We start from the raw sequence: 13,265 nt of genomic DNA on the forward strand, positions 1-13,265 counted from the left end.
ACGCATCGAGCGGACCTCTCCGCACGCATCGAAAGGACCTCCTGTGTCGACTCCTGATCTCCTGATCGTCGGCTCCGGCCTGTTCGGCCTGACCGTCGCAGAGCGCGCGGTCGCCGAGCACGGCGCGAAGGTGACCATCATCGACCGGCGTCCCCACGTCGGCGGCAACGCCTATTCCGAGGCCGACGAGCAGACCGGCATCGAGGTGCACAAGTACGGTGCCCACCTCTTCCACACCTCGAACCAGCGGGTGTGGGACTACGTGAACCGCTTCACAGAGTTCACCGGCTACCAGCACAAGGTGTACACGACCCACCAGGGCGTGGTGTATCCGATGCCGATCAACCTCGGCACCGTCAACCAGTTCTTCCAGTCCGCATATACGCCGTCCGAGGCGCGTGCGCTGATCGCCGAGCAGGCCGGGGAGTTCGCGGGCAAGGACCCCGAGAACCTCAACGACAAGGGCATCTCTCTGATCGGGCGCCCGCTGTACGAGGCGTTCATCAAGAACTACACGGGCAAGCAGTGGCAGACCGATCCCAAGGACCTGCCCGCCTCGATCATCTCGCGCCTGCCCGTGCGCTACACGTACAACAACCGCTACTTCAACGACACCTACGAGGGCCTGCCGAAGCAGGGCTACACCGCGTGGCTCGAGCGGATGGCGGATCACCCGAACATCGAGGTGAAGCTCGACACCGACTTCTTCGACACTTCGCAGCCGCTGAACAAGGACGCCGTGCGTGGGAACATCCCGGTGGTCTACACCGGTCCCATGGACCGCTACTTCGACTTCGAGCTCGGAGAGCTGGGCTGGCGCACCATCGACCTGGAGACCGAGCACCTCGATGTCGGTGACTTCCAGGGCACCTCGGTGATGAACTACGCCGACGCCGAGACTCCGTACACCCGCATCATCGAACCGCGCCACTTCCACCCCGAGCGCGACTACTACCCCACGGATCGCACTGTGATCCAGCGCGAGTACTCGCGCTTCGCCGAGTCCGGGGACGAGCCGTACTACCCGATCAACTCCGGCAGCGACCGCGAACGGGTGCTGGCATACCGCGAGCTCTCCGAGGCCGAGCCGCGCACCCTGTTCGGTGGCCGACTGGGCACCTACCAGTACCTGGACATGCACATGGCCATCGGCTCGGCCCTGTCCATGGCCGACAACAAGCTGTCCGACCTGCTGCGGGCGTGACCCGAGCGCCCCGCCGCTTGACACGGGGCATCCGCCGAACGCCGACGAGGAGCACCATGAACGCCACCACTGCCACAGCGGCACCCCGTGAGACCGACCAGCCCGGCCAGGGCGCCCCGCAGCGAGTGCTGCAGCGCATGATCCTGCCCTTCGAAGCATCCCCGGACATCGTGCCGCTGTACATCGAAGCGTCTGATGCCCGCTCCGGGGCCACCGGAGGAGCCTTCGGGCTCGGCGGCGGCTCGGACCGGACTGCGAAGGGTGAGGCAGAGGGCCAGGGGTCGCACCGCACCGCGCAGGCGGCGGTGGACATCAGCGAGCTCAGCGAACGGCACTCGGCGCGCATCCCGTCACTGTCGATGCGCTCCTTCGGCACCTACTTCAACGCCTTCCCCGCGAGCTACTGGCGGCGCTGGACCCCGGTGCGGGCGATCCGGCTGACCATCCGCACCGCCGGCTCCGGCCATCTCGTGGTGATGCGCTCGACCGCTCGCGGCACCCTGCAGCGCCAGGAGTCCCGCACCATCAGCGGTGCTGGCGAACAGGTCTTCGAGCTGCCGTTGACGGCCTTCGGCGATGGCGGCTGGTACTGGTTCGACGCCTATGCCGGGGCGGAGGATCTGACGATCCTGGGCGCTGAGTGGACCGCCGACGCGGACCTCGCCCGCACCGAAGGCAGCTTCTCGATCTCCATGACCACGATGAACAAGGTCGAGTACTGCCTGGAGAACATCCGCACCCTTGCCGAGGATGACGATCTGCGTGCGCTGCTGGACGTCATGTATGTCATCGACCAGGGCTCCGATCGGTTGAACGACCATGCTGAGGAGCTCGCACCGCTGCAGGAGTCGCTGGGCTCGAAGCTGCGGGTCATCGAGCAGGGGAATATCGGTGGGTCGGGCGGCTTCTCGCGCGGGATGTATGAGGCGTCGACCGCCGGTGCCTCCACCTATGTCATCAACTGCGACGACGACATCGTGCTCGAGCCGGAGTCGCTGATCCGGATGGTGACCTTCGCGGACTTCGCCACCCGCCCCACCCTGGTCGGCGCCCACATGTTCGACCTCAACAATCGTTCGGTGCTGCACACCTTCGGCGAGGTCGTCGATCCCTGGCGCATCCAGCCGGCGCTGGCGAACGACGGCGGCGAGATGGGCCACGACTTCGCGCTGGATCCGCTGCGCTCGACCCCCTGGCTGCATCGCCGCGCGGACGTGGACTACAACGGCTGGTGGAGCTGCCTGATCCCCACCGAGACGGTGCGCGCGATCGGTCTCAGCCTGCCGGTGTTCATCAAATGGGACGACGCCGAGTACGGGCTGCGGGCGAAGAAGGCCGGCTATCCCACGGTCTCCCTGCCCGGCGCGGGGGTCTGGCACATGAGCTGGGTGGACAAGGACGACCTGGTGGGCTGGCAGGCCTACTTCCATGAGCGCAACCGCATCATCACCGCGCTGCTGCACTCCCCGTACGCCCGCGGCGGCCGGGTGGTCAAGGAATCGCAGTTCATGGATGTCAAGCACCTGATCTCCATGCAGTACTACACGGAGGCGGGCCGGCTCATGGCCCAGCGGGACGTGCTCGAGGGCCCCGACGCCCTGCACCCCTCGATCGGGACCAAGCTTCCCCAGATCCGGGGGATGGCCGCGGACTTCGACGACGCGGTCGCCAAGAAGGACCAGGACCTGTACCCGCCGGTCCACATCGACAAGCCGCCCCGGAAGGGACGTCCCTTCACTCAGCCGCATCGGCTGATGCTCCCGGTATGGACGGCGAAGACCCTCGCCAAGCAGCTGCTGAAGCCCACGCAGCCCCGGTCCGCGGAGAACCCGCAGACGGTGATCCCGCACCTCGACGCGAAGTGGTGGCGGCTGTCCGCCTACGACAGCGCACTGGTCTCCAACGCCGAGGGCACCCAGGTCGCCTGGTACAAGCGCAACCCGCAGCAGGTGCGCGAGATGCTCACCGAAGCGATCACCGCCCACCTCGAGCTGCACCGCCGCTGGAACGAGCTGCGTGACAGCTACCGCGAATCCGCCTCACGGATCACCTCCTTCGACGCCTGGGAGCAGACCTTCGCGGACAACCCGGCACCGGTGCGGGAGCGGGACCGCGAAGAGGGCTCTGAGCTCGGCGGCGGCACCGGAGGCTCTGCGGCGTGACCGCGACCGGAACCGGCAGAACTGCGCGGCTTCCGTCGCGCGCGGAGCAGGCCGAGGGCTGGCGGGCCCCGGGGCAGGACGCAGGTTGGCTGAACCCGATCCGCGAGCGCTTCCTGCTGCGCCTGCTCGTGCGCAAGGAGCTGCGGGTGCGTTACCGCGGCAGCGCCCTGGGCATGCTGTGGAGCTACGTCAAGCCCGCCGTGCAGTTCATCGTCTTCTACATCGCGCTGGGTGTCTTCCTGCAGCTCCAGCGCGACACCCCCGCCTACGCGGTGTACCTCTTCAGCGGGATCGTGGTGGTTAACCTCTTCGGTGAGGTGTTCGGCAACGCCACCCGTTCGATCACGGGCAACCAGGCGTTGGTCTCGAAGATCTATCTGCCCAGCGAGCTGTTCCCCTGGGCGAGCATGATCGTGGCGCTCGTGCACTTCCTGCCCCAGCTCGCGGTGCTGGTGGTCGGCGCCCTGCTGTTCGGGTGGTTGCCCTCGTTCACCGCAGCGATCGCCTTCGTGCTCGGGATCGTGATCCTGGTGGTGTTCACCATGGGGCTCGGCATGATCACCGCGGCGCTCAACGCCGCCTTCCGCGATGTCGAGAACTTCGTGGATCTGATCGTCATGGTCGCGACCTGGCTCTCGCCGGTCCTCTACCGGATCTCGATGGTCGAGGACGCGATCGGGGGGACCGTGTGGTGGTGGCTGTATCAGCTGAACCCGCTGACCATCGTGGTCGAGCTGTTCCACGTCGCCTTCTGGCGCTATTCACCCTCCGTGGTCGAGGCCGTCGCCGCGGATCCCTCGCTCACCGCCGCGGGCGAGCCCTTCGGGCTGTGGTGGGCCGGGCTGCTGATCGCGGCGGTGACCTTCGTGGCCGGCAACGTCCTCTTCGAGCGCTCGAAGCGGCGCTTCGCCCAGGAACTGTGACAGGAGCGCCCGGATGAGCCCGAACATCGACTCCGTGCCCGCCTCCGCCGCGGTCCCCACCGACCGCGAGATGGTGCGCATCGAGCACGTCACCAAGCAGTTCTCCCTGCGCCACGACCACTCCCTCAAGGAGCTCGTGTTCTCGGCGCTGAAGCGCAAGAAGCTGGCCGACTCCTTCCTGGCCCTGGACGACGTGGACCTCACGGTGCACGCGGGGGAGACGGTGGGGCTGATCGGCTTCAACGGCTCTGGGAAGTCCACCCTTCTCAAGACCATCTCCGGAGTGCTCTACCCGGACCACGGACGGGTGCTCCTGCGGGGCCGGGTGGCGGGCCTGATCGAGGTGGGCGCCGGCTTCCACCCCGACCTCTCCGGGCGCGAGAACGTCTACCTCAACGGCGCCATCCTCGGGATGAGCCGCGAGCAGATCGATGAGAAGTTCGAGGAGATCGTTGCCTTCAGCGAGATCGAGGAGTTCATCGACACCGATGTGAAGTACTACAGCTCAGGGATGTTCCTGCGCCTGGCCTTCTCCGTGGCGGTGCACACCGAGCCGGACATCTTCCTGGTCGACGAGATCCTCTCCGTCGGCGACGAGCCGTTCCAGCGCAAGTGCCTCGAACGGATCCGTGAGCTGCAGGAGGCCGGCCGCACCATGGTGGTCGTCTCCCATGAGCTCGAGATGCTCGAGAAGCTGTGCACCCGCATCGTGGTGCTCCGTAAGGGGCAGGCCATCTTCGACGGTGACCCCACCGAGGCCGTCGCGACGCTCCGCGCGGGCTGAGCCGCCTCTCTCAGCTCTCAGGGCTGCCCGAGCCGTCCGAGCCGTCCGAACAGCTTCCGCCGGGCCATCTGAGCGGTCCGAGCAGCACCCGTCTCGGGCTGTCAGCGAGGGCGGAGCTGCTCGGTCACGCCCTCCTCGCGCTCCTGGTGCTCGCCCACCGCGCTCGCGGGCCCCACGATCCCGCCACCGGCCAGGAGTGCCCCGAGCAGCTGCGCGGCCGCGGGCAGCCCGTCGTCCTCCACCAGCACCCGGGGGAGGGGCGTGCCGTGCGCCGTGCTCGGCCGCTGCGGGACAGCCGGCTCGAGCGGCGCGGGGCCGCTCCAGCGGGGCAGAGCCACCCCGAGCCGGTCGGAGCTCCCTCGCACCTCGCTGAGCCAGTCGTGGACCAGCGCAGGCAGCTCCCCGTCGTAGCGCGGTGCGAGCGAGACCGCCTGGAGGGCGAGCACCTCATCCGCGCTCTCGGCCAGCTCCGAGTCGGGTCGGTCGGTGGCGACCACCTGCGGCGACGGGACCGGAAGCACTGCATCTCCAGTGCCCGCTGCGTCACCTGCGGAGCCCTCACGGTCGTACCAGGTCACCTCCGCGCCGAGGGACCAGGCCGCCAGGGCCAGCACCAGGCGCTTCCAATGGGGAGGGAGATCCAGGACCATCTGGTCGCCCGGGGCGAGCGCGATCTCGTCGTGAAGATGCCCGATCGCCTTGATCACCCAGTTGGCGAGCACGTGGCCGGACAGCTCGATCCGAGACGCTTCGCCGTACCAGGCGAGCACCGGGTTCGGACCGGTCTGTTCCAGGGCGCGCAGCAGCTGGGCACCGGTGTCCATGCTCGGCGTGCGGTGCTCGCTCATGTCAGGTCCTCCAGAGGATCGGGGACGGAGATCTCGAGGGAGATCTCCGGCAGGGCGGCGGCGAGGGATTCGGCACCCAGCGCGGTGCGGATCCGTTCTGCGAGCGTCGCAGCGTGGATCAGCGCGGCGGTCGAATCGTCCGCGGCCTCCACCACGATATGCGGACGATCCTGTGCACCCGCTCTCAGGTGGGCCGCTGCGGTGCCGGGCAGCTGCCCGGCCCGGGGCAGGGACGCGACAGCGAGTGCCCGGGCGATCCGCTCCCCATCAGGCTCAGGAGACATCCGGGCGATGGGCTCCTGCTCCGGAGTCAGCCCTAGGGAGACCCAGACCGATTCGAGGCTGGGCCGACGGAACCAGTCATCGCCCCCGGTACGGGAGAGCTCCCGAGCCGGCACATCATCCGCGGTCGCGGAGGCGACTCCCCGCACCAGAGCGGCCGGCACCCCGCTGGCCTTGCCCTTGACCAGATCGGCGGCGGCGGCGAGCTCATCGGCGAGGTTCCGCACCGTGACATGCAGCGGCCGACCATCGGCGTCGGTCCCTCCGCGCAAGTCCTGCAGCGCACTGACACCCGCGGCGCCGAGCGCGATGTCCCCGACCCCCACTCGCCAGACGCGGGAGGAGGTGTCGGTCAGCAGGACGCCCAGATCCACGCCCAGCGACTCGACCAGGTGGGCGCGGAGCTCCCGCGCGCAGGCATCGGGATCCTCGGGCAGCAGCAGCGGTCCCTCGGGAGCGTTGGACGAATCGACCCCGGCGGCCGCCATCACCGGGCCGGACGCAATCTGCACCACGGAGGTGACCACCCGCGTGTGCAGACGGCGGGCGACGGTGCGCACCGCCGCGGCACGGATCGCTTCGTCACGATCCTCGGGGGCCACGCGCAGTCCCAGCGCCTTGGAGACGACCTTCGTGGAGATGCACAGCACGTCGCCGTCGGCCGGGGACAGCGGGGCCAGGGCCGCGGTGAGCAGGGCGCCGAGGTCGTCGCCCTCGCGGATCTCGCCGAGCCCGGTGACGGGCAGTACGGTGACCGGCGAGGGGGCCGGATCAGGCGTGCGCGATGCTGCCTGTGCAGGCGGTGAAGCGATGGACACGGGGCCTCCCGGGAATGTGATTCGGATGCGATATGCAAGGCGACGCGCCGACGCCGCTTGACGGACCATAACTACACCGGTGTACTTTAGGGCTCCAACGGGCCTTCGGTGGTCGACACAGCAGTGGAAGGAGTGGTGGCCATGGATGCGGAACGAGTCGAAGACGACGCGCGTGCCGAGCTGTCCCTGCTCGATTTCGCCGGGCAGGACTCCGACGACGTCGAGCTGACCTGGCAGGAGCGTGCCCTGTGCGCGCAGACCGACCCGGAGGCGTTCTTCCCCGAGAAGGGCGGCTCCACCCGCGAGGCCAAGAAGGTCTGCGTCTCCTGCGAGGTGCGTGCCGAGTGCCTCGAGTATGCCCTCGAGAACGATGAGCGCTTCGGGATCTGGGGCGGACTGTCCGAGCGTGAGCGTCGCAAGCTCAAGCGCCGGGTGGTCTGACATCCTTCCCTGGTGAGCGACCGTCACATCACCGCGGTCGTCCTGCTGAGCGGGACGACGACCCCGCGCACCCATGACGCGCTGCGCACCGCGCTGACGGCGCAGTCCCGTCAGGCCGATCGGATCGTGGTGGTCGCCCCGTCGGATCTTGCCGAGGAGGTCGGCGACGCTGTCGCGAGGGACCTCGGTGACGGCACGATCGATGAGATCCTGCCCGTCTCTGGCGCGCTCAACCGCGCCGGGACGGTCCGTGAGACCCTCGCGCTCCTCGCCCGCGACACCGATTCCAGCGACCGCACAGACTCCCGCGACCGCACAGACTCCCGCGACCGCACAGACCCCCGCGGCGGCGACTCCCACAGCGGCGACCACTCCCACAGCGGCGACGATTCCCACAGCAACGACGACCTCTCCCACCGCGACGCGGCACCCGGAAGTGACGCAGAGCCCCGAGGAATCCCCGAGAGCAGCGAGAAGGCAGCGCGGCCCAGCAGACGCCGCGCCCGCGCGGTCGACAGCGCCGCCGTCGAGCGTGAACGCACCCAGCAGGCCGAGGACCTCGCCCGGGTTCCTCTGCGCCTCCGCGAGGAGACCTCCCGGACAGGCCGTCGCGTCGCGGCCGCTGAGGGCGCGGCCAGCGAGTCCTGGCTCTGGTTCGTGGTCGATGGCGCGACGCCAAGCCTCGACGCCCTCGAGCATCAGCTGGAAGTGGTCGAGCGCTCGCCGAACACTGCGGCGATCGGCGCGAAGCGCGTACGCCAGGTGGAGAACGGGGACGAGCTGCCCCTGACCGCCGAGAGCGCGGATGCCCTCGTGGACGTCGGCCTGACCCTCACCCATGGAGGCCGGATCATCACCGGGGTCGACCCCGGCGAGATCGATCAGGGACAGGCCGACTGGCGCCAGGACGTCCTCGCGGTCCCGCTGCCGGGCATGCTGGTCCGTGAGCTGACCCTGCGGGAGGTGGGCGGCCTCGACCCTGATCTGCCCGCGCCCTGGGCCGAGATCGACCTGTGCCGGCGCATCTGGCGGTCCGGCGAGCGGGTCGCGGTCCAGGCCTCCGCCCGGGTGCTGCACCCCTCTCCCACCCGCCCCCTGCTCGAGCGCCTCCAGGAGCAGCGCACCGGGCAGGTGCTCACGCTGCTCAAGCAGCGTCGGCTGGTCCACGCCCTGCTCACCCTGGTGCTGCTGCCTCTGGAGACGCTGCTGCGGATGCTCGGCGCGGTCGCCGCGTCCGCTCCGCGCCTCGCGCTGATGGAGCTGCGTGCCGCGCTGGCGGTCCTGCCGCGGGTGCGCCGTGTTCTCGCCCGCGGGCGGAAGGACCGGCGCCGGTCGCGGGTGCCGCGCGGGCGCCTGGCCCCGCTCTACCTGCCGCGCGGCGAGGGAATGCGGCGGTGGGTCGACGACACCTGGAGCCGGCTGTTCGCAGACGACGACCGGCGCCGACGGATCCGGTACACCACCTGGGGGATCGCTGGGACCCGGCACGGACTCGAGGATGCCGACTACGGCCGTCACATCGTGTGGACCGGCGTGGTCGGTCTCGCGGCGGCGGTCCTCGGGCTGTTCGCCCTGCGAGGCCTCTTCGGCCGCGGGGAGCTCGCCGGCCCCGGGCTGCGCCCGCTGCCCGAGAGCTGGGATGCCCTCTGGGCCGCGGCCTGGTCGAGCTGGATCCCCGGCGGGCTCGGAGAGCGTGGGCCTGGTGACACCCTCATCAGGCTGCTGGGGCATCTCCCTCTCGGCGGGGGGCTGCTGATCGAGGTCCTGGTCCTCGCCGCAGTACCGATCAGCGCCCTGCTGGCGTGGTGGGCCTCCGGCGCCATCACCCGCGCTGTCGGCGCCCGCCTGGTGATCACCACCGTGTGGGCCCTGGCACCGTCCCTCCTGACCGCGCTCGCGGTCGGGGCCTGGCCGCTGCTGCTGGTGCACATGCTGCTCCCGCTGCTCGCTCTGGCCCTCGGCCGCGCCATCGGACTGCCGCACAAGGTCTCGCAGGCCAGCACGTCCGCCGCCGCTGCGGGCGGGCTGCTGCTGCTGGTGATCGGAGCGGTCCAGCCCGTGCTGGTGCTGCTCGCCGCGGCAGCACTGGCGCTGATCGCGATCGCCGTCCCCGGCCGGCGGCGCCGTCTGCTCTGGGTGCTGCTGCCGTCCCTCGCCCTGCACGCCCCCTACCTCCCGAGCTATCTCGGCGATCCCCGAACGCTGCTGGCGGTGGCGGGGGTCCCGCCCATGGGAGGGACCGCTTCGACCCTCGATCTGGCGGGGCTCTGGCCGGTCGCTCCCCAGGTCCAGGGAGTGTTGATCCCGTTGGTGGGGGAGACCGCGGCGCTGCTGCTTCCGCTGCTGCCCGTCGCCCCGGTCGCGCTCGCCGCACTCTGCGCCCCGCTGCTGGCCGGCGCCGCTGGACGTGCCGGACGCTTCAGCGTGCTGCTGGCCGCACTCGGCCTGCTGACGGTGCTCCTGGCTCGAAGCACCTGGACCGGTGCAGCAGCCGGGCACCTGGTCACGCCACCGCTGCACGCACTGCTCAGCGTCATCCTGCTGGCCCTGGCGATCGGCGCGGCTGCCACCTTCGACGGCCTCGCGCGCAGGGAGGCGCATGATTCCCGCCTTCGGCGCGCGGCCACCGGACTCATCGGCACAGTCGTGGCCCTCGCCTGCCTCGCGACCGTCATCGGCTGGACGCTGGTGCTGCCCGGCCAGCTGCAGCTGGAGCGGACCGCACGAGGGCAGGTTCCGGCCGCAGCTGCGGACCAGGGCCGCACCGACGCCCGCGCCCGCGTGCTGGTCCTCACCGGGGAGGACGACGGCGCCGTCCGCGCCGAGCTGGTTGTGCACGGCGGGGACACCGTCATCCAGCACGCCGTGATCGCCGACGCCCGGGACGTCGCCACCGTGCAGGCAGGCAGGGCCGTCGATGACGATCCCGCCTCCGCAGCGCTGCGCGAGACGGTCGCCGGGATGCTCTCCGGTGGCGGGAGTCAGGCAAGCATGGACGCCGAGGACCAGGCCGTCGCCCATCTCGCCATCGCCTATGTCGTGGTCCCGGGCGATCCGGCCCAGCAGCAGGAGCTGATGCGCACCCTGGACAGCTCCACCCAGCTCGAGAAGGTCACCGAGAGCTCACGGGGCGGTCTGTGGCGAGTGGTCGATGCCGCGCCGCGGGCACTGGTCGCGGGCGGCGCGGCCCCGCTGCCCCTGGCCAGCGAGGTGATCGAGGCGTCGGGGACGATCCCCGCCGAGGACGTCGAGCGCACCGTGGTCCTCTCCGAGCGCTTCGACACCGACTGGCGGGCGACCCTCGACGGTGACGAACTCGTCCCCGTCGAGATCGACGGCTGGGCGCAGGGGTTCGTGGTGCCCGCAGGGACCGAGGGCGAGATCGATGTGCACCGGGAGCAGCCGCTGCTGCTGCTCTGGCGGCTCCTGCTCTACGGCGCGACCGCGCTCACCGCACTGCTGGCGATCCCCTGGCGGGTCCGCACCCGCACGGCTGAGGAGATGTATGGCTGAGCACCCGACGCTCGACGAGCGCGCCCTGCTGGACGAGCACGGGGAGCAGCCGGTGCCGGAGCACCCGCGCCGGAGCGCGGCCAGGGTCCTGCTGTCCCTGGCCGCCGTGGTGCCGCTCGCCCTGGCCGCCGGCGCGCTGGCCACCGCTCCCTCCGAGGACGTCCCGTCCGTGCAGCGCGCGACGGTCGAGTCGGAACCCGGCGCCAGCACCCGCTGGTGCCAGGGACCGCTGCTGCTGCCCGAAGAGCTCCTGGACAGCGGACCGGACAGCGAGCTCGCCGTGACCCCTCCCAGCACCGCGATCTCCCTGCGCACGACGTCCGTCGAACCCGGCTCATCGGTCCTGTTCGGCACCGTCAGCGGTTCCACCACGCAGCAGGAGGACGACGGATCCGTCCGCGCCCCCTCGATCACCGCCCGCGGCGCCGACGGCACCGATCTGGGGGACCAGCCCGTCTCCCAGGACATCGGGGTCTCCGTGCTGGACCTGCCGGCGGCCGAGGGGACCCCCCACGTCACCTCGGCGACCTCCGAGGACGGGCGACCGGTGACGGACACCCTCCAATCCACGATCACCTCCAGCGGGGACTACCGCTCGCTCGCGGTCTCCCGCTGCGCCGAGCCTGCGACCGAGGCGAGGTTCCTCGGGATGTCGACCGACACCGGGGACAGCTCCGTGCTGGTGCTCCACAACCCGACCGAGCGTCCCGTCACCGCTTCGGTGCAGCTGTGGACCGAGGAGGGGCCCGCCGCGATGGAGGGACGCAGCCAGGTCGTCGTGGCCCCGGGGGCGGAAGAACGAGTGCTGCTCGAATCCATCGCCGCCGGTCAGGCCGCTGTCGGGGTGGACGTCTCCGTGCTCGGCTCACCGCTGGCGATGCACGTCCAGACCACCGAGCGTGACGGGCTCACCCCCGGCGGCGCCGAGATCCTCTCGCCCCTGCCCGCCGCATCGACCGAGCTGCAGATGCCTGGGGTGGACGTCGCCGGGACACCGCCCACGCTGGTGCTCGCAAACCCCCAGGGCGTGGACACCACGGCTACGGTCGAGGTGCACGGTGCCGAGGGCGCACTCGAGATCCCTGCCCTCGAGAAGATCGAGATTCCTGCCGGCACTGTGCTGCGCACCACGCTGGACGGACTGCCCGACGGCACCTATGCCGTGAGCGTCCGCGCCGCAGACCCCATCGCCGCGGTCACCCGCAGCGTCCGCACGGGGAAGGACTTGCCCGGGGACACCGTCGGCGCCCCGGTCGACTTCACACTGGTGGCCCCTGCTCCCGCGCTGCGCTCCCACGGCATGAGCGCCCTACCGATCCAGGCCGGTGCCGGCGAGCTCACTCTGATCGGCACCGCGGACTCCGCGGTCACCGTGGTGCCGATCGCGGCCGACGGATCCGCCGGCGCCCCCGTGGACGTCTCCGTGAGCACCGGCTCGACCACGACGGTCACCGCGGAGCAGCTGCAGATCGGCGGCGGCTCGGCCGCCGCGCTCAGCGTGGTCCCGGAGGTGCCCGGAGCAGTGCATGCGAGCTGGATGCAACGAGCTGACGACGGTGCCGGGGGCGTGCTGCTGTCCTCCGTCCCGGTGCTCTCCGACCAGGGCGGCGGGGAGCCGGTCGTGGTGCGCCTGGCGGAATGACCCGAGCTGGTCAGCTCACGGAGTGCGGAGCACAGAGCACTGAGCACTGAGCACTGTGCACTGAGCACTGAGCACTGAGCACTGTGCACTGAACATGGCTCCCGGATCACGCGCTCCAGGCCTCGGGATCCACATCCTCGGGCGGGATGTTCAGCAGCGAGCCGATCTGCTCGGACAGCACCTGACGCACCAGCATCTCCAGCTCAGCCTCGTCGGCGCAGCGGGTCTGCAGCGGTCGTCGGTAGACGATGACCCGGGCAGGGTTGCTGCGTGAGGGCGGGATCACCCTTCCGAGCAGCACCGTCGCCTCCTCCCAGGGGGCAGGATCGGCCGGTGGCACCTCCTCGACCAGCACCTGCATATGCGCCAAGCGGCGCGGGAACCGCTCGGCGAGCATCGCCCCGGCGTCGGTGACGAGATCGTCGAAACGATCCCGGCGGGTGCGGTAGCCGGGCAGGTGGGGCGGGATCAGGTCCCAGCGCCTCCCGCGGCCGCGGCGATCGCGGCGGCGCGGACCCTGACGAGGGGCCGGAGGTCCGGGGAGAAGCGGCTCGACATCCATGGATCGCACTCTAGTTCCCGTCCTGCCCGAGGATGGGCGGCCCGCGCCGCGGTATCAGGGCGCGCCCTCCACCGGCAGTCGAGCCA

10 protein-coding genes are annotated in these 13,265 nt (G+C 70.5%); 7 read left to right on the top strand and 3 right to left on the bottom strand.

Translation table 11 applies throughout. From position 1 onward, the window contains the following. Positions 1–43: 43 nt before the first annotated feature. The 4 genes from glf to ACT3UF_RS16245 are packed head-to-tail and all read left to right on the top strand — an operon-like array spanning position 44 to position 5,073. Positions 44–1,204: a UDP-galactopyranose mutase gene (gene glf / locus ACT3UF_RS16230; protein ID WP_441443300.1), complete on the top strand. Its 1,161-nt coding sequence runs from the start codon at positions 44–46 to the stop codon at positions 1,202–1,204. 56 nt (positions 1,205–1,260) lie between these two features. Continuing rightward, complete coding sequence (locus ACT3UF_RS16235; protein WP_444502303.1) at positions 1,261–3,366, top strand: glycosyltransferase; 2,106 nt, start codon at positions 1,261–1,263, stop codon at positions 3,364–3,366. Then, positions 3,363–4,289 carry an ABC transporter permease gene (locus ACT3UF_RS16240; RefSeq protein WP_441443298.1) on the top strand — a complete coding sequence of 309 codons (927 nt, stop codon included), beginning with the start codon at positions 3,363–3,365 and terminating at the stop codon, positions 4,287–4,289. The genes ACT3UF_RS16235 and ACT3UF_RS16240 overlap by 4 nt, the downstream gene beginning before the upstream one ends. A 13-nt stretch (positions 4,290–4,302) precedes the next feature. Continuing rightward, on the top strand, positions 4,303–5,073 hold the full coding sequence (locus ACT3UF_RS16245) for an ABC transporter ATP-binding protein (RefSeq protein WP_441443297.1): 771 nt from the start codon (positions 4,303–4,305) through the stop codon (positions 5,071–5,073). Positions 5,074–5,174: 101 nt separating this feature from the next. Here ACT3UF_RS16245 and ACT3UF_RS16250 read toward each other — a convergent pair whose 3' ends face one another. After that, complete coding sequence (locus ACT3UF_RS16250; RefSeq protein WP_441443296.1) at positions 5,175–5,921, bottom strand: TIGR03089 family protein; 747 nt, start codon at positions 5,919–5,921, stop codon at positions 5,175–5,177. Further along, positions 5,918–7,021: a coenzyme F420-0:L-glutamate ligase gene (cofE, locus tag ACT3UF_RS16255; protein WP_441443295.1), complete on the bottom strand. Its 1,104-nt coding sequence runs from the start codon at positions 7,019–7,021 to the stop codon at positions 5,918–5,920. The genes ACT3UF_RS16250 and cofE overlap by 4 nt, the downstream gene beginning before the upstream one ends. 141 nt (positions 7,022–7,162) lie before the next feature. On the opposite strand from cofE, the gene ACT3UF_RS16260 reads away from it, so the two are divergent. The 3 genes from ACT3UF_RS16260 to ACT3UF_RS16270 are packed head-to-tail and all read left to right on the top strand — an operon-like array spanning position 7,163 to position 12,617. Next, entirely contained in the window at positions 7,163–7,462 is a 300-nt protein-coding gene (locus ACT3UF_RS16260) for a WhiB family transcriptional regulator (RefSeq protein WP_299304560.1), read from the top strand. Between the two features lie 12 nt (positions 7,463–7,474). Further along, entirely contained in the window at positions 7,475–10,975 is a 3,501-nt protein-coding gene (locus ACT3UF_RS16265; RefSeq protein ID WP_442332189.1) for a hypothetical protein, read from the top strand. Then, complete coding sequence (locus ACT3UF_RS16270; protein WP_444608434.1) at positions 10,968–12,617, top strand: DUF5719 family protein; 1,650 nt, start codon at positions 10,968–10,970, stop codon at positions 12,615–12,617. The genes ACT3UF_RS16265 and ACT3UF_RS16270 overlap by 8 nt, the downstream gene beginning before the upstream one ends. Before the next feature lie 106 nt (positions 12,618–12,723). Here the strand turns inward: ACT3UF_RS16270 and ACT3UF_RS16275 are convergent, their stop codons facing one another. After that, complete coding sequence (locus tag ACT3UF_RS16275) at positions 12,724–13,179, bottom strand: metallopeptidase family protein (RefSeq protein WP_442332191.1); 456 nt, start codon at positions 13,177–13,179, stop codon at positions 12,724–12,726. Between the last annotated feature and the right edge of the window lie 86 nt (positions 13,180–13,265).

Origin of the sequence: Brachybacterium sp. AOP24-D1-21 (genome assembly GCF_052378665.1) — a bacterium.
In the GTDB taxonomy this organism is placed as follows: Bacteria; Actinomycetota; Actinomycetes; order Actinomycetales; family Dermabacteraceae; genus Brachybacterium.